Here is a 23938-nt window from a genome sequence, read left to right as displayed (position 1 = left end):
GAAGCTTGCAATTTTTACTGTGGGGACTGGTCGATGTGGTAGTCGACGTTCACAGTGTGCTGGATTCCGTTGCTGTTGGCTGTAACAACTATGGGGTAGGTGCGGTCGAAGTAACCTGCGCCGCAACCGGTGATGGTTCCGATGGCTCCGAGAGAGGACAGGATGAGGAGCGAGTGGATGATGAGGCGTGTGAGTTTGCGGCTGGAACGACGCGAGTAGCGGAGGCCGAGGAGAGGCAGGAGGAAGAGACCAAGCGCGATGTGAGAGAGGCGGCGCGAGCGATCCTGCGGGGAGTCGAGTGAGGCGAGTTTGCGGGTTGCGACGGTGAGGGTGATGTCGGTTGGGCCGGCGAACTGGGCGATGGTTGACGGCGAGAAGGTATAGGTGGCGAGGATGGGGCCGGTCGGGCTGGCGACGAGATTGATGGTTCCGGGGTAGTATCCGCCGACGGGAGAGACGTGGAAGGTATACAGACGGGTGCTGCCGTAGGTGCCTTCGACGGTCTGGGCGCTGGTGAGGACGATGGTGAAGTCGAGAGGCGCGATGGTGATGGTGTTCGCTCCGGATGCGGCGGAGGCGGTGCTGGAACTGAAGTCGATGTCTCCGCTGTATACGGCGGTGATGGTGTGGACGCCTACGGAGAGGGACGTGGTGGAGAAGGTGGCGACGCCGCTCGAGAGGGTAGCGGTGTTGAGCGGGTTGCCGTTATCGAAGAAGATTACGGTTCCGGTGGGTGTTCCGGTGGTGGTGGAGGCGACGTTGGCGGTGAAGGTTACGGGCAGGGCGTAGTGGATGGCGGTGGTGCTGAGGCTCAGCGTGGTGAGGGCTGGCGCCTTGGTGATGGAGAGGTTTCCGGCCTGGATGGTCTGGGTGTAGTCGGAGAGGTTGGCTCCGTTGACCGACGGGATGATCGGATACTGACCGGGGTTGGACTGGATCGTCGCGGAGTTGGAGAAGGTCTCTACGAAGGTGTCTCCATCCTGCTGGCCGGTAACGGTGCCAGTGAAGGCTGGGTTCTGCGTGCCGTAGAGTCGGGTGAAGCTGTCGGCTTCGATGGTGAGGCCGGCCTGGGTGACGACGAGGGAGATGGTCTTGGTGGCGGTGGTGTAGTCGGAGGTGTCGGTTGGGGTGAAGGTGACGGACAGGGGCTGGTTGCCGACCATGAGGTTGGTTCCAATTGCCGGGCTGTAGACGTAGGTGCCGGGGATCGGGTTGGTGCTGTTGGGTTGATAGACGGCGGCGTTCAGCTGGGTGGTGCTTAGCGGGGTTCCGTAGACGATTGATGCCGGCGTGGCCCAGGTGACGATGGGGGTGTACTGGCTGACGGTGAGCTGCGTGGTCTGGGTGGTCGAGGTGTAGTCGGTGGTGTCGGTGGGGGTGAAGGTGACCGAGAGGGTGTCGGTTCCGGCGGGTGGGATGCTGCCGGCTGCCGGAGTGTAGACGAGCTTGCCGGGGACGGAAGAGGTGGCGTCGAGCTGGGCGTTAGAGAGCGCGGTGCCGTAGACGATGAGGGATGGGGTCGGCCATGAGATGACGGGAGTGGCCTGGTTGACGACGATCTGGACGGTCTTGGTGGCCGAGGTGTAGTCGGTGGTGTCGGTTGGGACAAAGGAGACCGAGAGGGTATCGGTTCCGGCGGTGAGGATGGCGCCCGCTGCCGGGGAGTAGGTGAGTTCTCCGGGGACCGACGGGGTGGCGTTGAGCTGGGCGTTAGAGAGCGCGGTGCCGTAGGTGATGGGCGCCGGATTTGTCCACGCGATGGTTGGAGTGGCCTGATTGACGATGATCTGAACCGAGGCGGAGGCGGTGGTGTAGTCCGTGGTGTCGGTTGGGGTGAAGGTGACCGAGAGGGTGTCAGTGCCTGCGGTGATGATGCCGCCCGCTGCCGGGGAGTAGGTGAAGGAGCCGGGGACCGAGGCGGTTGCGTTCAGTTGTGTGCTGGAGAGCGCAGTGCCGTAGGTGATGGTTGCAGGGTTGGTCCAGGTGATGGTTGGTGTGGCCTGGTTGACGGTGAGCTGAACCGTCTTGGTGACGGTGGCGTAGTTGGTGGTGTCGCTCGGGGTGAAGGTGACTGAGAGGGTGTCAGTGCCTGCGGTCGGGATGCTGCCAGCTGCCGGGGTATAGGCGAAGGAGCCGGGGACCGAGGCTGTCGCATCAAGCTGTGTGGCCGAGAGTGCTGTGCCGTAGGTGATGGTTGCGGGGTTGGCCCAGGTGATAATTGGTGTGGCCTGGTTTACGGTGAGTGAGATTGTCTTGGTGACGGTGGTGTAGTTGGCGGTGTCGGTTGGGGTGAAGGTGACCGAGAGGGCGTCCGTGCCGGCGGTCAACACGGTACCAGCGGCTGGGTTGTAGACGAAAGTTCCCGGAACGGACGCGGTGGCGTCGAGTTGTGTCGCGGAGAGCGCGGTGCCGTAGGTGATTGCGGCGGGAGTGGCCCAGGTGATGACGGGAGTGGCTTGGGTGACGACGATCTGTACAGACTTGGTTGCGGTGGTGTAGTTGGAGGTGTCAGTCGGGGTGAATACGACCGAGAGCGTATCGGTGCCGGCGAGGGGGGTGCTGCCAGCGGCAGGTGTGTAGGTGAAGTTACCAGCGACGGGAGTGGAGGCGTCGAGTTGGATGTTGGAGAGAGTTGTGCCGTAGGTGATGCTGGCTGGGTTAGCCCAGGTGATCACCGGAGTGGCTTGTGTGACGACGATCTGGACGGACTTTGTTGCGGTGGTGTAGTTGGATGAGTCGGTGGGGGTGAAGGTGACCGAGAGAGTGTCGGTGCCGGCGGCTGGTGTGCTGCCAACGGCGGGAGTGTAGGTGAAGGAACCGGGGACGGAGGCGGTTGCGTTGAGTTGGACGGCAGAGAGTGCGGTGCCGTAGGTGATGCTGGCTGGGTTAGTCCAGGTGATGGTGGGGGCGGCCTGGCTGACGGTCAGCGAGACGGTCTTGGTGACGGTGGAGTAGTTGGTGGTGTCAGTGGGGGTGAAGGTGACCGAAAGGGTATCGGTTCCTGCCGCAGGAATGTTGCCGATCGCCGGGGTGTAGATGAGATTGCCGGGGACGGAGGCGGTTGCGTTGAGCTGGGTTGCGGAGAGTGCCGTTCCGTAGGTGATGCCGGCGGGATTAGCCCAGGTGATAACGGGGGTTGCCTGGGTGACGACGAGCTGAACGGTCTTTGTCGCCGCGGAGTAGTTGGTGGTGTCGTTCGGAGTGAAGGTAACGGAGAGGGTGTCGGTTCCAGCGGCGGGAATGTTGCCAGCTGCAGGAGTGTAGACAAAGGTTCCAGCGACGGAGGCGGTTGCGTCGAGTTGGGTGGCAGAGAGGGCGGTTCCGTAGGTGATGCTGGCCGGAGTGGCCCAGCTGAGGTTCGAAGACGCCTGAGTGACCACGATCTGAACACTCTTTGTTGCGGTGGTGTAGTTGACGGCGTCGGTTGGGGTAAATGTAACCGAGAGAGTATCAGTTCCGGAAGCAAGGATGTTGCCAGCTGCCGGGGTGTACGTGAAGGTGCCGGCTACCGAGGCGGTTGCGTTTAGCTGTGTAGCGGAGAGAGCAGTGCCGTAGGTGATGCCGGCTGGGTTGGCCCAGGTGATCACCGGTGTGGCCTGGGTGACGACGATCTGGACGGTCTTGGATGCGGAGGAGTAGTTGGCCGTGTCAGTTGGGGTAAATGTAACCGAAAGAGTATCAGTTCCGGAAGCGGGGACGTTTCCGATCGCCGGAGTGTAGACCAGATTGCCGGGGACGGAGGCGGTTGCGTTGAGCTGGGTGGCGGAGAGAGCTGTGCCGTAGGTGATGCTGGCGGGGTTGGTCCAAGTGATGGTCGGGGTGCCCTGGGTGACGGTGAGTGAGACGGTTTTAGTGACGGTGGAGTAGTTGGTGGTATCGGTCGGCGTAAATGTAACCGAAAGGGTGTCAGTTCCTGCAGCGGGGATGTTTCCGGTCGCCGGGGTGTAGACCAGGTTGCCGGGGACCGATGCGGTTGCGTTGAGCTGGGTTGCGGAGAGCGCTGTGCCGTAGGTGATGCCTGCTGGATTGGCCCAGGTGATGACCGGGGTGGCCTGGGTGACTACGATTTGAACGGTCTTGGAGGCGGTGGAGTAGCTGGTCGTGTCGGTTGGAGTGAAGGTGACCGAGAGGGTGTCGGTTCCTGCAGCGGGGATATTGCCAACTGCCGGGGTATAGACGAAGGTTCCGGGAACCGTAGAGGTTGCGTCGAGTTGGGTCGCAGAGAGGGCGGTTCCGTAAGTGATGCTGGCCGGAGTCGCCCAGCTGAGATTCGAGGAGGCCTGGGTGACTGTGATCTGAACGGTTTTGGTGACGGTGGAGTAGCTCGTGGTGTCGGTTGGAGTGAAGGTGACTGAGAGGGTGTCAGTTCCTGCGGCCGGGATGTTGCCGACGGCGGGCGTGTAAACCAGGTTGCCGGGGATCGATGCGGTGGCGTTGAGCTGGGTTGCGGAGAGCGCTGTGCCGTAGGTGATGCTGGCGGGGTTGGCCCAGGTGATGGTGGGTGTGGCTTGGGTGACGACGATCTGAACGGTCTTGGTTGCGGAGGTGTAGTTGGTGGTGTCGGTTGGGGTGAAGGTGACCGAGAGGGTGTCGGTGCCAGCGGCTGGGATGTTGCCCGCAGCCGGGGTGTAGGTGAAGCTACCGGGGACCGATGCGGTTGCGTTGAGCTGAGTGGCGGAGAGAGCTGTTCCGTAGGTAATGCTTGCTGGGTTGGCCCAGGTGATGGTGGAGGAGGCCGGGTTGACGACGATCTGAACGGTCTTGGTGACGGTGGAGTAGCTGGTGGTGTCGGTTGGGGTGAAGGTGACCGAGAGGGTGTCGGTGCCAGCGGCTGGGATGTTGCCCGCAGCCGGGGTGTAGGTGAAGCTACCGGGGACCGATGCGGTTGCGTTGAGCTGAGTGGCGGAGAGAGCTGTTCCGTAGGTAATGCTTGCTGGGTTGGCCCAGGTGATGACTGGCGCGGCCTGGGTGACTACGATCTGAACGGTCTTGGTTGCAGTGGAGTAGCTGGTGGTATCGGTAGGGGTGAAGGTGACCGAGAGGGTGTCGGTACCCGCGGCGGGGACGTTGCCAGCGGCGGGGGTGTAGACGAAGGAACCGGGAACGGTGGAGCTGGCGTCGAGCTGGGTTGCGGAGAGCGCCGTGCCATAGGTGATGCTGGCCGGAGTCGCCCAGGTGAGGTTGGAGGAAGCCTGGGTGACGACGATCTGGACGGTCTTGGTGACGCTGGTGTAGCTGGTGGTGTCGGTTGGGGTGAAGGTGACCGAGAGGGTGTCGGTGCCGGCTGCGGGAATGTTTCCGATCGCCGGGGTGTAGGTGAAGTTGCCGGGGACGGAGGCGGTTGCGTCGAGCTGGGTTGTGGAGAGTGCTGTGCCGTAGGTGATGCCAGCAGGGTTGGCCCACGTAATGACCGGGGTTGCCTGGGTGACGACGAGCTGGACGGTTTTGGTGGCGTGGGTATAGCTGGTGGTGTCAGTGGGGGTGAAGGTGACCGAGAGCGTGTCGGTGCCGACTGCGGGAACTGCGCCTGCAGCCGGGGTGTAGGTGAAGCTACCGGGGACCGAGGCGGTTGCGTTGAGTTGAGTCGCTGAGAGCGCGGTTCCGTAGGTGATGCTGGCGGGGGTTGCCCAGGTGATGGTGGACGCGGCCTGAGTGACGACGATCTGGACGGTTTTGGTTGCGGAGGTGTAGCTGGTGGTGTCGGTGGGGGTGAAGGTGACCGAGAGCGTGTCGGTGCCGACTGCGGGAGTGTTGCCTGCGGCGGGAGTGTAGGTGAAGGTGCCGGCAACGGGCGAGCTGGCATTGAGTTGTGTGGCTGAGAGTGCGGTGCCGTAGGTGATGCTGGCTGGGTTGGCCCAGGTGACAACAGGTGTGGCCTGGGTGACGACGATCTGAACCGTCGTGGTTGCGGTGGAGTAGCTGGTGGTGTCGGTGGGGGTGAAGGTAACCGAGAGGGTGTCAGTGCCCACAGCGGGAACAGCGCCTGCGGCTGGGGTGTAGGTGAAGGTGCCGGGGACAGTCGAGGTTGCGTTGAGCTGGGTGGCGGAGAGTGCGGTTCCGTAGACGATGCTGGTGGGAGTTGCCCAGCTGAGGGTGGAGGAAGCCTGGGTGACGACGATCTGGACTGTTTTGGTTGCGGTGGAGTAGCTGGTGGTGTCAGTCGGGGTGAAGGTGACCGAGAGGGTGTCGGTTCCGACTGCAGGAGTGGTGCCCGAGGCTGGTGTGTAGGTGAAGGCGCCGGGGACCGAGGCGGTGGCGTTGAGCTGGGTGGCGGAGAGCGTGGTGCCGTAGGTGATGCTGGCTGGGTTCGTCCAGGTGATGGTGGGTGTGGCTTGAGTGACGACGATTTGGACGGTTTTGGTAGCGGTGGAGTAGTCGGTGGTGTCGGTTGGGGTGAAGGTGACCGAGAGGGTGTCGGTTCCGACTGCAGGAGTGGAGCCGGAGGCGGGGGTGTAGGTGAAGGCGCCGGGGACCGAGGCGGTGGCGTTGAGTTGCGTCGCGGAGAGGGTGGTGCCGTAGGTGATGCCGGCGGGGTTGGCCCAGGTGATGGTGGGAGCGCCTTGCGTGACGATGATCTGAACTGTCTTGGTGACGGTGGAGTAGTTGGTGGTGTCAGTGGGGGTGAAGGTGACCGAGAGGGTGTCCGTGCCTACTGCTGGGATGTTGCCCGCGGCGGGGGTGTAGGTGAGTGTGCCGGGGACCGAAGCAGTGGCGTCGAGTTGGGTGGCGGAGAGTGCGGTTCCGTAGACGATGCTTGCTGGCGTCGCCCAGGTGATGGTGGGGGAGGCCTGGGTGACGACGAGTTGAACGGTCTTGGTCGCGGTGGAGTAGCTGGTGGTGTCGGTTGGGGTGAAGGTGACCGAGAGGGTGTCGGTGCCGACGGCCGGGATGCTGCCTGCGGCGGGGGTGTAGACGAATGAACCGGGGACGGTAGAGGTTGCGTCGAGTTGAGTTGCGGAGAGGGCGGTTCCGTAGGTGATGCTTGCGGGATCAGACCAGCTGAGAGTGGAGGAGGCCTGGGTGACTACGACCTGGACTGTCTTGGTGACGCTGGTGTAGCTGGTGGTGTCGGTGGGGGTGAATGTGACCGAAAGGGTGTCGGTACCGGCCGCCGGGACGTTGCCGATGGCGGGGGTGTAGACGAGGGTGCCGGGGACGGAGGCGGTTGCATTCAACTGTGTCGCGGAGAGAACGGTACCGTAGGTGATGCTGGCTGGGTTCGCCCAGGTGATGGTGGGTGTGGCCTGGGTGACTACGATCTGGACGGTTTTGGTAGCGGTGGAGTAGTCGGTCGAGTCAGTCGGGGTGAAGGTGACTGAGAGGGTGTCGGTGCCTACGGCGGGCACAGAGCCTGCAGCGGGGGTGTAGGCGAGGGAGCCGGGGACCGAGGCGGTTGCGTTCAGCTGCGTGGCGGAGAGGGCGGTTCCGTAGACGATGCTGGCTGGGTTGGCCCAGGTGATGGTGGAGGAGGCCGGATTGACGACGATCTGGACTGTTTTGGTGGCGGTGGAGTAGCTGGTGGTGTCGGTGGGGGTAAATGTAACTGAAAGGGTATCAGTTCCTGCGGCGGGGATGTTGCCGACAGCCGGAGTGTAGGTGAAGGTGCCGGGTGCGGAAGAAGTTGCGTCAAGCTGCGTGGATGAGAGTGCGGTGCCGTAGGTGATGGCGGCGGGATTCGACCAGGTGATGGTTGGTGTGGCCTGGGTGACGACAATCTGGACTGTTTTGGTTGCGGTGGAGTAGCTGGTGGTGTCGGTCGGGGTGAAGGTGACCGAGAGGGTGTCGGTGCCGACGGCGGGGATGTTGCCTGCGGCGGGTGTGTAGGCGAAGGAGCCGGGGACGGTGGAGGTTGCGTCGAGCTGCGTGTTGGAGAGGGCGGTTCCGTAGACGATGCTGGCAGGAGTCGCCCAGCTGAGGGTGGAGGAGGCCTGGGTGACTACGATCTGGACGGTCTTGGTGACAGCGGAGTAGCTGGCGGTGTCGGTGGGAGTAAATGTAACCGAAAGAGTATCAGTTCCGGCGGCGGGGACGTTGCCGATGGCGGGGGTGTAGATGAGGTTGCCGGGGACGGAGGCGGTGGCGTCGAGTTGGGTCGCGGAGAGCGCGGTACCGTATGTGATGCTGGCTGGGTTGGCCCAGGTGATGACTGGCGTGGCCTGGGTGACTACGATCTGAACTGTCTTGGTGGCGGATGAGTAGTTTGTGGTGTCAGTGGGGGTGAAGGTGACTGAGAGGGGATCGGTGCCCACTGCGGGGGTGGTTCCTGCGGCTGGGGTATAGACGAAGTTGCCGGGGACCGAAGCGGTTGCATTCAGCTGTGTCGCGGAGAGAACGGTTCCGTAGACGATGCTGGCCGGGTTCGCCCAGGTGATGGTGGAGGAGGCCTGGTTGACGACGATCTGAACGGTCTTGGTGACGGTGGAGTAGCTGGCGGTGTCGGTCGGGGTAAATGTAACTGAAAGGGTATCAGTTCCTGCGGCGGGGACGTTGCCGATTGCGGGCGTGTAAACCAGGTTGCCTGGGACCGAGGCGGTTGCGTTCAGCTGCGTTGCTGAGAGAGCGGTTCCATAGGTGATGCCGGCTGGAGTGGCCCACGTGATGGTTGGTGTTGCCTGAGTGACGGTGATGTCAACGGTCTTGGTGGCGGATGAGTAGTTTGTGGTGTCAGTGGGGGTGAAGGTGACCGAGAGAGTGTCGGTGCCGACGGCGGGGATGTTGCCTGCGGCGGGTGTGTAGGCGAAGGAGCCGGGGACGGTGGAGGTTGCGTCGAGCTGCGTGTTGGAGAGGGCGGTTCCGTAGACGATGCTGGCAGGAGTCGCCCAGCTGAGGGTGGAGGAGGCCTGGGTGACTACGAGCTGTACGGTTTTGGTGGCGCTGGAGTTGTTGGTGGTGTCGGTGGGGGTGAAGGTGACCGAGAGAGTGTCGGTGCCGGTGGCCGGAGTGGTGCCTGCGGCGGGAGTGTAGACGAGAGTGCCGGGGACAGAAGAAGTCGCGTCGAGCTGAATGGCGGAGAGTGTCGTGCCGTATGTGATGGGTGCCGGGGTGTTCCAGGTGATGCCCGAGGTCGCCGGATTGACGATGAGTTGAACGGTCTTGGTCACCGTGGTGTAGCTGGTGGTGTCGGTTGGGGTGAAGGTGACCGAAAGGGTATCGGTTCCGGTGGCCGGAGTGGTGCCTGCGGCCGGCGTATAGACAAAGCTGCCTGGGACCGAGGCGGTTGCATCGAGCTGCGTAGCGGAGAGAGTGGTTCCGTAGCTGATCGGCGCCGGGGTCGGCCAGGTGATGGTGGGTGTGGCCTGAGTGACGACGATTTGGACGGTCTTGGTGGCGGTGGTGTAGCTGGTGGTGTCGGTTGGGGTGAAGGTGACCGAGAGTGTGTCGGTTCCGGCAGCCGGGGTGGTTCCAGCCGCGGGGGTATACACGAAGGTGCCTGCGACGGGCGATGAAGCGTTCAGTTGCGTGCTGGAGAGGGTTGTGCCGTAGGTGATGCTGGCTGGGGTCGGCCAGGTGATGGTGGGTGTTGCCTGGGTGACGACGATCTGAACTGTCTTGGTTGCGGTGGTGTAGCTGGTGGTGTCGGTGGGTGTGAAGGTTACGGAGAGCGTGTCCGTACCAACAGCGGGGACATTACCGACTGCAGGGGTGTAGACGAAGGTACCGGCGACGGAAGAGGTCGCGTCGAGCTGGGTGGCTGAGAGTGCCGTCCCGTAGGTGATGCTCGCTGGAGTAGCCCAGGTGATGGTCGGAGCGGCCTGGGTTACTGTGAGCTGCACGGTGGCGGTTGCGGTGGAGTAGTTGGTGGCGTCGGTTGGGGTGAAGGTGACGGACAGGGTGTCGGTTCCGGCTGCGGGGATGTTGCCGACGGCTGGGGTGTAGACGAGAGTGCCGGGGACGGAGGCGGTCGCGTCGAGCTGGGTGGCGGAGAGTGCGGTGCCGTAGATGATGCTGGCCGGAGTAGCCCAGGTAATGACTGGGCCAGCCTGGGTGACTACGATCTGGACGGTCTTGGTGGCGCTGGAGTAGTTGGTGGTGTCGATGGGGGTGAAAGTGACTGAGAGGGTGTCGGTGCCCGCTGCGGGGATATTGCCGACTGCCGGGGTGTAGGCGAACGAACCAACGACGGATGCGGTGGCGTTGAGCTGGGTCGCGGAGAGCGCTGTTCCGTAGGTGATGCTGGCTGGGTTCGCCCAGGTGATGACGGGCGCGCCCTGAGTGACGGTCAACGAGACTGTTTTCGTGACGCTGGAGTAGTTGGTGGTGTCGGTTGGGGTAAATGTAACCGAAAGAGTATCAGTTCCCGCGGCGGGGATGGTGCCAGCTGCGGGCGTGTAAGCGAAGGAGCCTGGGACCGAGGCGGTGGCGTTGAGTTGGGTCGCGGAGAGAGCGGTGCCGTAGACGATGCTCGCTGGGTTAGCCCAGGTGATGATCGGTGCGGTCTGGGTGACGACGAGTTGAACGGTCTTGGTTGCCGTGGTGTAGCTGGTGGTGTCGGTTGGGGTGAAGGTGACCGAGAGGGTGTCGGTACCGGCGGCGGGAATGCTGCCTGTCGCTGGGGTGTAGACGAAACTTCCGGGGACGGTCGAGGTGGCGTCGAGTTGCGTGTTGGAGAGGGCGGTTCCATAGACGATGCTGGCGGGAGTGGCCCAGCTCAGGGTGGAGGACGCCGCGCTAACGACGATCTGGACGGTCTTGGTGGCGGTGGTGTAGCTGGTGGTATCGGTGGGGGTGAAGGTGACCGAGAGGGTGTCGGTTCCTGCGGCGGGAATGCTGCCGGATGCAGGAGTGAAGGTGAAGCTTCCTGGGACGGAGGCGGTTGCGTTGAGCTGGGTTGCGGAGAGAGCGGTGCCGTAGGTGATGCTGGCCGGGTTCGCCCAGGTGATGGTGGGAGTGGCCTGGGTGACGACGATCTGGACGGTCTTGGTGGCGGTGGTGTAGCTGACGGTATCGGTTGGGGTGAAGGTAACCGAGAGGGTGTCAGTACCGACTGCTGGGAGAGAGCCTGCGGCCGGGGCGTAGGTAAAGCTGCCGGGGACTGAGGCGGTTGCGTTGAGTTGAGTTGCGGAGAGGGCAGTGCCGTAGACGATGCTGGCTGGGTTGGCCCAGGTGATGGTGGAGGAGGCCTGGTTGACGACGATCTGGACGGTCTTTGTGGCGGTGGTGTAGCTGGTGGTGTCTGTCGGGGTGAAGGTGACCGAGAGGGTATCGGTTCCGGCGGCGGGCACGTTGCCTACTGCAGGGGAGTAGGTAAAGGTGCCTGGGACGGAGGCGGTTGCGTCGAGTTGCGTATTGGAGAGGGCAGTGCCGTAGGTGATGGCAGTGGGATTAGCCCAGGTGATGGTTGGCGTGGCCTGGGTGACGACGATCTGAACGGTTTTGGTTGCGGTGGAGTAGCTGGTGGTGTCGGTTGGGGTGAAGGTGACCGAGAGGGTGTCGGTGCCGACGGCGGGAATGTTGCCTGCGGCGGGAGTGTAAGTGAAGGAGCCTGGCACTGAGGCGGTTGCGTTCAGTTGCGTTGCGGAGAGTGCGGTGCCGTAGGTGATGCTGGCGGGGTTGGCCCAGGTGATTGTGGATGTGGCTTGGGTGACGACGATCTGGACGGTCTTGGTGGCGGTGGTGTAGCCGGTGGTGTCGGTGGGGGTAAATGTAACTGAGAGGGTATCAGTTCCTGCGGCGGGAACGTTGCCGATGGCGGGAGTGTAGACGAAGGTGCCGGGGACTGATGCGGTTGCGTTCAGTTGCGTTGCGGAGAGTGCGGTTCCATAGGTGATGCTGGCGGGGGTGGCCCATGTGATGGTCGGCGTGGCCTGGGTGACGACGATCTGAACGGTCTTGGTGGCGCTCGAGTAGCTGGTGGTGTCAGTTGGAGTGAAGGTGACGGAGAGGGTGTCGGTGCCTACGGCGGGAATACTTCCAGCAGCTGGAGTGTAGGTTAAGGTGCCGGGGACCGATGCGGTGGCGTCTAGCTGCGTTGCGGAGAGAGCGGTGCCGTAGACGATACTGGCTGGGTTGACCCAGGTGATGCTGGACGAGGCTTGGGTGACGACGATCTGAACGGTCTTGGTTGCGGTGGTGTAGCTGGCGGTGTCGGTGGGGGTGAAGGTTACGGAGAGGGTGTCGGTGCCGACGGCGGGAACGTTGCCGATGGCCGGAGTGTAAGTGAAGGTGCCGGGGACCGATGCGGTTGCGTTGAGCTGGGTTGCGGAAAGGGCGGTTCCGTAGACGATGCTGGCGGGGTTGGCCCAGGTGATGGTTGGCGTGGCCTGGGTGACGACGATCTGAACTGTTTTGGTGGCGGTGGAGTAACTAGTGGTGTCGGTTGGGGTGAAGGTGACCGAGAGAGAGTCTGTGCCGACCGCGGGGATAGATCCTGCGGCGGGGGTGTAGGTGAAGGTTCCGGGGACAGTGGAGGTGGCGTCGAGTTGGGTGTTCGAGAGGGCGGTTCCGTAGACGATACTCGCCGGTGTTGCCCAGCTGAGAGTGGACGAAGCCTGACTGACAACGATCTGAACGGTCTTGGTGACACTGGAATAGTTGACGGTGTCGGTTGGAGTGAAGGTGACCGAGAGGGTGTCGGTTCCTGCGGCGGGGATGTTGCCGATGGCCGGGGTGTAGACCAAGTTGCCCGTGACTGAGGCGGTTGCGTTCAGCTGGGTTGCCGAGAGGGCAGTGCCGTATGTGATGCTGGCGGGGTTGGCCCAGGTGATGACCGGGGTTGCCTGGGTGACGACGATCTGTACCGTTTTGGTGGCGCTGGTGTAGTTGGTGGTGTCGGTTGGGGTGAAGGTGACCGAGAGGCTATCGGTTCCGGCTGCAGGGGTGGTGCCGGCCGCGGGAGTGTAGACGAAACTACCGGGGACAGAAGCAGTTGCGCTGAGCTGCGTGTTGGAGAGGGTTGTGCCGTAGACGATGCTGGCGGGATTCGACCAGGTGATGGTTGAGCCAACCTGAGTGACCGTAATCTGCACGGTTTTGGTGGCGGTGGAGTAGTTGGTGGTGTCGGTTGGGGTGAAGGTCACCGAGAGGGTGTCGATGCCTGCGTTGGGAATGGAACCCGCGGCGGGGGTATAGACGAAAGAGCCGGCAACGGAGGCGGTGGCATCGAGCTGGGTGTTGGAGAGCGCCGTTCCGTAGGTGACGTTCGCGGGGTTGGTCCAAGTGATGGTGGGTGTGGCCTGGTTGACGGTGAGCTGAACGGTTTTGGTGACGGAGGAGTAGTTGGCGGTGTCAGTTGGGGTGAAGGTGACGGAGAGTGTGTCGGTACCTGCTGCTGGAGTGGTGCCGGCGACCGGAGTGTAGACGAGATTGCCGGGGACCGAGGCAGACGCGTCGAGCTGCGTGTTGGAAAGGACCGTGCCGTAGGTAATGGCTGCGGGTGTGGCCCACGTGATGACGGGCGCGGCCTGGGAGACGGTGAGCTGAACGGTTTTGGTGACGGAGGAGTAGTTGGCGGTGTCAGTTGGGGTCAAGGTGACGGAGAGTGTGTCGGTACCTGCTGCTGGGGTGGTGCCGGCTGCCGGAGTGTAGACGAGATTGCCGGGGACCGAGGCAGACGCGTTGAGCTGCGTGTTGGAGAGGACTGTTCCGTAGGTGATGCTCGCCGGCGTCGGCCAGGTAATGGTCGGAGCGGCCTGGGTTACGGTGAGTGAGACGGTCTGGGTAGCGGTGGTGTAGTCGGTTGTATCGGTGGGGGTGAAGGTGACCGAGAGGGTATCGGTGCCGGCGGCTGGGATCGCGCCGATGGCGGGAGTGTAGGTAAACGTACCTGCGACCGAGGCCGTGGCATCGAGTTGAGTGTTGGAGAGTGCGGTGCCGTAGACGATGCTTGCGGGTGTGGGCCACGTGATGACAGGAGTGGCCTTATTGACGACAAGCTGTACGGTCTTGGTGGCGCTGGAATAGTTGGCGGTGTCAGTCGGGGTGAAGGTGACCGACAGAGTGTCGGTACCGACCGCCGGGATTGTGCCCGCGGCTGGCGTATAAGTCAGGGTGCCGGGTACGGAGGAGCTCGCATCCAGCTGGGTGTTCGAAAGCGCCGTGCCGTAGGTGATCGGGGCTGGAGTGTTCCAGGTGATGACGGGGGCTGCCTGATTGACGACGATCTGTACGGTCTTGGTGGCGGAGGTGTAGTTGGTGGTGTCGGTGGGGGTGAAGGTGACAGAGAGGGTGTCGGTACCTGCTGCTGGGATGTTGCCAGCGGCGGGGGTGTATGTGAACGAGCCGGCCACGGAGGCGGTGGCGTTGAGTTGGGTTGCGGAGAGCGCCGTTCCGTAGGTGATGCTGGCGGGGTTGGCCCAGGTGATGACGGGTGTGGCTTGCGTGACGACGATCTGTACGGTCTTAGTTGCGGTGGAGTAGTTGGTGGTGTCGGTGGGGGTGAAGGTGACCGACAACGTGTCAGTACCGGCGCCGGGGATGGAACCCGCAGCGGGGGTGTAGGCGAACGAACCTGGGACGGAGGCGGTGGCGTTGAGTTGGGTGGCGGAGAGGGCAGTGCCGTAAGTGATCGCGGCGGGGTTGGCCCAGGTGATGATCGGTGAGGCCTGGGTAACGACGATCTGGACGGTCTTGGTGGCGGTGGTGTAGTTGGTGGTGTCGGTGGGGGTGAAGGTGACCGAGAGGGTGTCGGTGCCAGCTGCGGGGATGTTGCCGATGGCGGGGGTGTAGGTGAACGAGCCAGCGACGGAGGCGGTGGCGTTGAGCTGGGTTGCGGAGAGTGCGGTGCCGTAGGTGATCGGGGCTGGAGTGTTCCAGGTGATGACGGGGGCTGCCTGATTGACGACGATCTGTACGGTCTTGGTGGCGGTGGTGTAGTTGGTGGTGTCGGTGGGGGTGAAGGTGACAGAGAGGGTGTCGGTACCTGCTGCTGGGATGTTGCCAGCGGCGGGGGTGTAGGTGAACGAGCCGGCCACGGAGGCGGTGGCGTTGAGTTGAGTTGCGGAGAGTGCTGTTCCGTAGGTGATGCTGGCTGGGTTGGCCCAGGTGATGACTGGGACTGCCTGGGTGACGACGATTTGGACGGTCTTGGTTGCGGAGGTGTAGTTGGTGGTGTCGGTGGGGGTGAAGGTGACGGAGAGGGTGTCAGTGCCAGCGGCAGGGACGTTGCCGATGGCGGGGGTGTAGGTGAACGAGCCGGGGACGGAGGCGGTGGCGTTGAGCTGGGTTGCGGAGAGTGCGGTGCCGAAGGTGATCGGGGCTGGAGTGTTCCAGGTGATGACGGGGGCTGCCTGATTGACGACGATCTGTACGGTCTTGGTGGCGGTGGTGTAGTTGGTGGTGTCGGTGGGGGTGAAGGTGACCGAGAGGGTGTCGGTGCCAGCGGCAGGGACGTTGCCGATGGCCGGGGTGTAAGTGAACGATCCGACGACGGAGGCGGTTGCGTTGAGTTGAGTTGCGGAGAGCGCGGTGCCGTAGGTGATGGCTGCTGGGTTCGCCCAGGTGATGACTGGGACTGCCTGGGTGACGACGATTTGGACGGTCTTGGTGGCGGTGGTGTAGTTGGTGGTGTCGGTGGGGGTGAAGGTGACCGAGAGGGTGTCAGTTCCTGCTGCTGGGATGTTGCCTGCGGCGGGAGAGTAGGCGAACGAACCTGGTACGGAGGCGGTTGCGTTGAGTTGGGTTGCGGAGAGTGCGGTGCCGTAGGTGATGCTGGCTGGGTTGGCCCAGGTGATGACAGGTGAAGCCTGGATGACGACGATCTGGACGGTCTTGGTGGCGGTGGTGTAGTTGGTGGTGTCGGTGGGGGTGAAGGTGACCGAGAGGGTGTCAGTGCCAGCGGCAGGGACGTTGCCGATGGCCGGGGTGTAAGTGAACGATCCGGCGACGGAGGCGGTTGCGTTGAGTTGAGTTGCGGAGAGCGCGGTGCCGTAGGTGATGGCTGCTGGGTTCGCCCAGGTGATGACTGGGACTGCCTGGGTGACGACGATCTGTACGGTCTTAGTTGCGGTGGAGTAGTTGGTGGAGTCGGTGGGGGTGAAGGTGACGGAGAGGGTGTCGGTACCTGCTGCTGGGATATTGCCGATGGCGGGGGTGTAGGTGAACGAGCCGGGGACGGAGGCGGTGGCGTTGAGTTGGGTTGCGGAGAGTGCGGTGCCGTAGGTGATGCTGGCTGGGTTGGCCCAGGTGATGACAGGTGAAGCCTGGATGACGACGATCTGGACGGTCTTGGTGGCGGTGGTGTAGTTGGTGGTGTCGGTGGGGGTGAAGGTGACCGAGAGGGTGTCAGTGCCAGCGGCAGGGACGTTGCCGATGGCCGGGGTGTAAGTGAACGATCCGGCGACGGAGGCGGTTGCGTTGAGTTGAGTTGCGGAGAGCGCGGTGCCGTAGGTGATGGCTGCTGGGTTCGCCCAGGTGATGACTGGGACTGCCTGGGTGACGACGATTTGGACGGTCTTGGTGGCGGTGGTGTAGTTGGTGGTGTCGGTGGGGGTGAAGGTGACCGAGAGGGTGTCAGTTCCTGCTGCTGGGATGTTGCCTGCGGCGGGGGTGTAAGCGAATGAACCTGGGACGGAGGCAGTTGCGTTGAGTTGAGTTGCGGAGAGTGCTGTTCCGTAGGTAATGCTGGCTGGGTTTGCCCAGGTGATGACTGGGACTGCCTGGGTGACGACGATCTGGACGGTCTTGGTGGCGGTGGTGTAGTTGGTGGTGTCGGTGGGGGTGAAGGTGACCGAGAGGGTGTCAGTGCCAGCGGCAGGGACGTTGCCGATGGCCGGGGTGTAGGCGAACGAGCCGGCAACGGAGGCAGAGGCGTTGAGTTGGATGGCGGAGAGTGCGGTGCCGTAGATGATGCTGGCGGGAGTCGCCCAGGTGATGACTGGGACTGCCTGGGTGACGACGATCTGGACGGTCTTGGTGGCGGAGGTGTAGTTGGTGGCGTCGGTTGGTGTGAAGGTGACCGAAAGTGTATTCGTTCCGACGGTCGGGATATTGCCTGCAGCTGGGGTGTAAGCGAACGAGCCGGCGACGGAGGCGGTTGCGTTGAGTTGGGTTGCGGAGAGTGCAGTTCCGTAGGTGATCGCGGCGGGGTTTGCCCAGGTGATGACGGGGGAGGCCTTATTGACGACAAGCTGTACAGTGGCTGTTGCTGTGGTGTAGTCGGTGGCGTCGGTGGGGGTGAAGGTGACGGAAAGGGTATCGGTGCCAGCGGCGGGAATGCTGCCTGCGGCCGGTGAATATGCGAACGAACCGGCGACGGAGGCAGAGGCGTTGAGTTGAGTTGCCGAGAGGGCGGTTCCGTAGGTGATGGCCGCAGGGTTTGCCCAGGTGATGACCGGCGTTGCCTTGTTGACGACGAGCTGTACGGTTGCGGTTGCTGTGGTGTAGTCGGTGGCGTCGGTTGGTTTGAAGGTTACCGACAAGGTGTCCGTGCCAGCGCCCGGAGTAGCGCCGGAGGCCGGAGAGTAGATGAATGTGCCGGCGACCGAGGCGGTGGCGTTGAGTTGGGTGGCGGAGAGTGCGGTTCCGTACGTGATGGCAGCGGGGGTCGCCCAGGTGATGACTGGGGTGGCCTGGTTGACGACGATCTGAACGGTCTTGGTTGCTGTGGTGTAGTCGGTAGTGTCGGTTGGGATGAAGGTGACCGACAACGTGTCAGTACCAGCACCGGGGATGGAACCCGCGGCGGGTGTATAGGTGAAGGTACCGGCGACCGAGGCGGTGGCGTTGAGTTGGGTTGAGGTGAGTGCGGTGCCGTAGGTGATGGCTGCGGGATTGGCCCAGGTGATGACCGGGGTCGCCTGGTTGACGACGATCTGAACGGTCTTGGTGGCTGTGGTGTAGTCGGTGGAGTCAGTTGGGGTGAAGGTGACCGAGAGGGTGTCGGTTCCTGCTGCTGGGATGTTGCCCACGGCGGGGGTGTAGGTGAAGGTACCTGCGACGGAGGCAGTTGCGTTAAGTTGGGTCGCGGAGAGGGCGGTTCCGTAGGTGATGGCTGCGGGATTGGCCCAGGTGATGACTGGGGTGGCTTGATTGACAACGATCTGAACGGTCTTAGTTGCGGTGGTGTAGTCGGTGGCGTCGGTTGGGGTGAAGGTGACCGAGAGGGTGTCGGTTCCTGCTGCTGGGATGTTGCCCACGGCAGGAGTGTAGACGAACGAACCTGCGACAGAAGCAGTTGCGTTAAGTTGGGTGTTCGAGAGGGCGGTTCCGTAGGTGATGGCCGCGGGATTGGCCCAGGTGATGACGGGCGTTGCCTTGTTGACGACGAGCTGTACGGTTGCTGTTGCCGTGGTGTAGTCGGTGGAGTCGGTTGGTTTGAAGGTGACCGACAAAGTGTCCGTGCCAGCGCCCGGAATAGTGCCGGAGGCGGGAGTATAGGTGAAGGTTCCAGCTACGGAGGCGGTTGCGTTGAGTTGGGTTGCAGAGAGGGCGGTTCCGTAGGTGATGGCTGCTGGTGTTGCCCAGGTGATGACCGGCGTCGCTTGATTGACAACGATCTGCACGGTCTTGGTGGCGGCGGAGTAGTCGGTGGTGTCGGTTGGGGTGAAGGTGACCGAGAGAGTATCGGTACCTGCAGCAGGGATGTTGCCTGCGGCGGGAGTATATGCGAACGAACCAGCTACGGAGGCGGTTGCGTTGAGTTGGGTCGCGGAGAGCGCGGTGCCGTAGGTGATGGCTGCGGGAGTGGCCCAGGTGATGACTGGGGCTGCCTGGTTGACGACCAGTTGAACCGTTTTGGTTGCGGTAGTGTAGTTGACGGTGTCGGTCGGAGTGAAGGTTGCTGTCAGGCTGACCGTGCCGGCAACAGGAACGTTTCCGATGGCGGGGGAGTAAGTGAAGGAGCCGGGTACAGAGGCGGTTGCGTTGAGCTGGGTTGCGGAGAGCGCTGTTCCGTAGGTGATGGCGGCGGGATTGGCCCAGGTGATAACGGGTGTGGCTTGGTTTACGGTGATTTGTACGGTCTTGGTGACGGTTGAGTAGTCGGTGGAGTCCGTTGGTTTGAAGGTGACGGAAAGAGTATCGATGCCTGCGGCTGGGATGCTGCCTAGCGCCGGGGTATAGGTAAAGGTCCCTGGGACTGATGCAGTGGCGTTTAGCTGGGTGGCGGAGAGAGCGGTGCCGTAAGTGATATTTGCCGGGTTGGCCCAGGTTACGGTGGGGATCGCCTGGGTGATGGTGAGCGTTCCGGTGGCGAAGGTCAGACTGTAGTTTGAGGACGTGAGAGAGCCGATGGCGGCGGTGATGGTGTAGGTGTTTGCGGTTGTGGGGGCCGCTGGGATCGTGGTCAACGAAGGATTGCCGCTGTATGCAGTGGACGCGGTATCGCCGTTGACGTAGCCCGTGACCGAATAGGTATAGGGAGGGACTGTCGTTCCGTAGACGGCGGTCTCGTTGTTGGCCGTGAAGAGGAGGGCTTGTTTGGTGACAACGAGGTTTACTGTTCCCGCGGCTGATCCGTAGGCCGGATTGGTTGGGGTGAACTGAACGCTGAGTTTATTGGTGCCTACAGGCAGGACCGTTCCTGCAGGAGGGGTATATACGTACGAACCTGGAATTACCGTTGGCGTGGCCGCCGTGTTCATCGCCATCGCCACGATGACGACGTTGCGATTGTTAGGCAGGGTGATGCTTTGCACGGTCTTCGTGTTGTCGAGAGGAATGGTATAGCCGTAGAGATAAGTGGTGCCGAGGGTCTGGCCGCCGCCGCTGGTATTTCGGAAGGCCGTCGTGGAGACGATGCTCTCGCCGGGGTAGGGAGTGAAGGGAGAGGTCTGTGTCCAGCTGTCGAGACTGACTGCGGCGAACACGGTGGTTCCATCGGTGTAGGTGATGGTGAAGCGTTGGGACGTCTGTCCGACGATTGTGGCCGCGCCGATCATCGTCAGGCCGGAGAAGGCTCCCTGGGGCAGGGCGATGACGGTGCTGGTAACGGCGTCTGGAAGGTTCGCTGGTCCAAGAGAGTAAGTCTGGCCATTCCAGGTGATAGAGGTGCCAACCGAATTGGAGGAGTACGCGTTTCCGATGTTGTCGAAGCCGCCGGTTGAGAAGAGGGATCCATTCGATTGAAAGGCGTTGACGCGGTAATAAGAGGAAAGTGAAACAGAAGTCGTGTTCGGAGTGATCTCGGCTACAGCGTTGAGCTGGGTGGCGCTGAGCGGCGTGCCATAGGTGATTGAGGCAGGCGTAGGCCAGACGATTACGGTCGAGCTTGCTGGATTGACGAGCAGTGGTACAGATGCCGTGGCGCCGGTGTAGTTGGTCGTGTTGGTCGGTGTGAAGGTAGCGGAGAGTGTGTTTTCTCCAGTAGGCAGGACAGTGCCTGACGTAGGCGAATAGACCAGTGCGCCTGGGATGGGAGGCGAGACCAGGTCCATGGCGAGTATCGAGACATCTCCTGGTCCCTGCCATGCGGGAAGCGTGACACTCTGAACAATTTTTGAGCTGTTGAGCGGAATCGAATAGCCGTAGACGCACGTCAAGTGACTATCTTCGCCACCACCGGAGGTGTTGCGGTAAGGGACGCAAGTGACTTCTGTCTCGCCGGGGTAGTTCATCGGATAGACCCAGTCACTCAGGCTTTGCGTATAGGTGCTGGTGGTTCCGTCGGTATAAGTGATGATGAATGGGTTCGCCGCGGTAGAGTTGTTGACCATCGCGCCAAGCATATTAAGGCTGGCGTAGTATCCAGCTGGAAGAGCGATGGTCACCGTCGTTCCTGTGCTGCTCAGACCGCCGACTGCATCGAGTGCGTTGGCGGGTCCCAATTGATAAGTTATGTTGTTCCAGGTGACGGAGGTTCCAAGCAAATTCGACGAGTAGGCATTGCCGCCTTGATCAAAGCCACCGCTAAAGCCCGTGCCATTGGTGTAGATACCGTTGAGGTTGTAGTACGAGGTCAGCGGGACCGGCGTGTAAACAGCCACCGTCGCGTCAAGTTGTATGTTGCTTAACGGGGTGGGATAGGTGATGGGTGCTGGCGAAGGCCAGCTTATCTGCGGGTTCGCGGGGTTGACCACGAGGGTCACGCTGGCGGTCGCCGAGGAGTAGCTCGAGCTGTTGGCGACACTCGGGGTGAAGGTGGCGGTCAACGTGTAGGTGCCTACGGGGAGCAGGGTGTAAGCAGCCACACTGTAGGAAAATGTTCCGGCGACGGTTGTTGTGGCGTTGAGTTGGGTCGAGGACACCAGGATGCCGTAGTTGATGGGAGCCGGCGTGGCCCAGGTGATGACCGGCGTGGTCTTTGCGACGGGGTAGTTGATGGGTGAGGATGTGCTGGCTAGAAAGTTTGCATCAGTGGGGCTGCCGAGGTTGAAGCTCGCGGTAAGGCTATCCGTGCCGACAGGCAGCGACGTCACATTCAGTGTCGCGATTCCGCTTGAAAGCTTGCTTGTACCCAGAACAGTGGCGCCGTTGAGGAAGGTGATCAGTTCGTTGTTAGTGGTGTAGCCGCCTAAGGCATAGGGGCTGAGGGTGGCAGAGAGTACGACCTGCTGGCTGTAAGTGCTGGATGAAGGATTCGCACTCAGCAGCGTAGCTGTGGTGATTGGCGTACCAGTGAGAGACAAGAGGTTGGAGGTGCTTTTGGCGAAGTAGGTTTCTCCGGGGTAGACCGCGTCGACCTTGTGCGCGATCGCAGCGCCGGCGGGGACGTTAGGAGTGTTTAGAGTGGCGGTTGCGGTCTGGGTGATCTGGTCCAGCAGGACTGCCACGTTGTTGTTGCTCTGCACTGGAGTTGCAATATCTGGAAATCCGTCGCCGTTGAAATCCCCGACGAGCGTTGAAGATCCGGTTGCACCTACGGTGTAATTTACTGCGGCCTGAAACGTTCCGTCACCGTTTCCAAGCAGGACGCTTTGTGTCGTGTTGTTTTGATTCACGACTGTCAGGTCGGCTTTGCCATCTCCGTTGAAGTCGCCCAATGCAATTGCAATCGGTACTGCGCCGACGGGGTTTGCACCGACGACGCGTGGCTGAAAGGTTCCATTGCCGTTACCGATGAGTATCCCGACGGTGTCGTCGTTGGAGCTAGGGACGGCGATATCGATGATGCCGTCGCCGTTGAAGTCTCCTGCAACGAGCCCGGTTGGGTATCTGCCGACGTCGATCGGAGAACCGCTGGCCTGGCTGAAGTTTCCTGTGCCGTCACCCAGAAGAATGGAGACCGAGACGGTCGCGAAGTTGGTGACGGCGATATCGGCTTTGCCGTCTCCGTTGAAGTCACTCACGATGAGATTGAGAGGACCGGCTCCGACGGTAAATGGCGAGAAGGGAGCAGCGGTGAATGTGCCGTTGCCATTATTCAAAAGAACGGTGACGGTGTTGCTGGCCTGGTTGGTAATAGCGAGGTCGGCGTTGCCGTCGTTATTGAAGTCGCCAACGGCGACGGCGCTTGGCGTGATTCCCGTGAGGTAAATCACCTGGTTCTGAAACGTGCCATTCCCCCTACCAAAGAAGATGCTTACCGAGTTGCCTACGGCATTGGTTACGGCAAGATCCAGGATTCCATCGTTGTTGAAGTCGCCGACTGCAACGCCGGTGGGTGTGAGGCCGGCGGTGAGCGTGGTTCCTGTGGTGAAGGTTCCGGTTCCTGTGCCCAGCAGGATATTGACTTTGTTCGCAGCGGAGGCTACTGCGATATCCAGCTTTCCGTCGCCGTTAAAGTCCCCTAGGGCGGAGCCCCTGGGAGGAATACCTGTGCCGCTTGCAGAGGCGGCGGCATTAAACGTCTGCGCGGCGACAGCAGCTCCCAAAGGAGAGGTGCCGAAGACGTAGTTGCTGTTGGATGTGTCTACAAAGGAGAGGGCGGCTGTGGGTGATTGGGTGAACCCGCCGTTTCCCACGACCGTGGCTGCGAGTGTGTAGTTGCCTGCGGTGCCTGTGCTGGTGAGGGTTGTTCCTGTCGCGTAAGTTCCGGTGACACTGAGGGTTTGTGACGGAGAGGAGCTGGAGGAATGGGAGTTCGTTCCATTGAAGACAGCTGTGTACTTGTGAGTCCCGATACCAGGAATAAGGCGAAGTACCGCAGTTCCAGTCGCGGTTAACTGGGCTGTGCCTAGAATCGCGGAATTTACGCAGTGAGTCGCAGTTGCGTCACAAAAAGTGATCAATCCCGGGGAGACTGGTGTGCTCACGCCGGTCGTCACTGCGGCGGTGAGCGTGACCATGGTTCCACTGGTAACGGTGGCTGAAGAGAGCGTCAGACTTGTCGTTGTTGCAGCGCCCAAAGCGAAGCTCTCAGGCACGGACACAGTTGCCAGGAGGAGGCCCAGGACAGCCAGCAAGATGCCTGAGAAAGAACGGCTGCCAGACTTTAGATATCCTGAACGGCTTTTGCATTTGGTGCGGTGTGACGACATGCTTATCTCCGTGACAACTAATGACGTGACAAGAAGCTTCCAGGCAGACGGGTGCGCCTTACGCAAAAGCTCCGGTGGATGGTGGCCACGTTCGACTCCTGCGCTGCTTTTCTGCTAGGGACTTCCTGAGGCGAGAACTATGCTGGTATTGCTAAAGCCTGAAGAGGCCCAAGAACTTTCGTGCCGTTCTTATCAGGCCTGCATATTCGCCGATAGAGAATGGAATCGCATAAGAGAGTTATTGGCCTCCTTTGCTCCTCACTAGAATCACTTAGCCGCGGCTTCTCATCCATAGTCCAAAGGTGGCAGCAGAAATTTCGCAAAATGCAGGGTATTTTTACCCAACCGGAAGAAATATTTTTATGGACTGACACAGAAGTGTCAGAAGCGAGTGGGGGGCAGTGCGGAAGGACTTGCGAATGCCGTGCGGCTCTGACCGATCAGGCCTGCTTGTGCTACCCACGCGGCTGGCAACGGAAGACCTCGACGGAGAACCATGGAGAGGAGTGAGACTGCGCGGTCGCTTCTCCGTTATGAACCTGGAAATTGACTCTATCGGATGATGAGACGCGAAGAAGATAATAGAGTTCCTCTCTCTCGGGGGCAGGTTGTCGGAGATTTACGTGTTGCATGACAACCAGGGAACC

At 61.8% G+C, this 23938-nt stretch carries 1 protein-coding gene; it reads right to left on the bottom strand.

All coding sequences use genetic code 11. The features are described from left to right. Positions 1–14: 14 nt before the first annotated feature. Positions 15–23291 (bottom strand): FG-GAP-like repeat-containing protein, encoded by a 23277-nt coding sequence (locus tag RBB81_RS03265; RefSeq protein ID WP_353072704.1) that lies wholly within the window; start codon positions 23289–23291, stop codon positions 15–17. Between the last annotated feature and the right edge of the window lie 647 nt (positions 23292–23938).

This window comes from Tunturibacter gelidoferens (assembly GCF_040358255.1).
Taxonomy (GTDB): domain Bacteria; phylum Acidobacteriota; class Terriglobia; order Terriglobales; family Acidobacteriaceae; genus Edaphobacter; species Edaphobacter gelidiferens.
The sequence above is the reverse complement of the archived record's forward strand: the minus strand, read 5'-3'. Positions and strand labels throughout refer to the sequence as shown.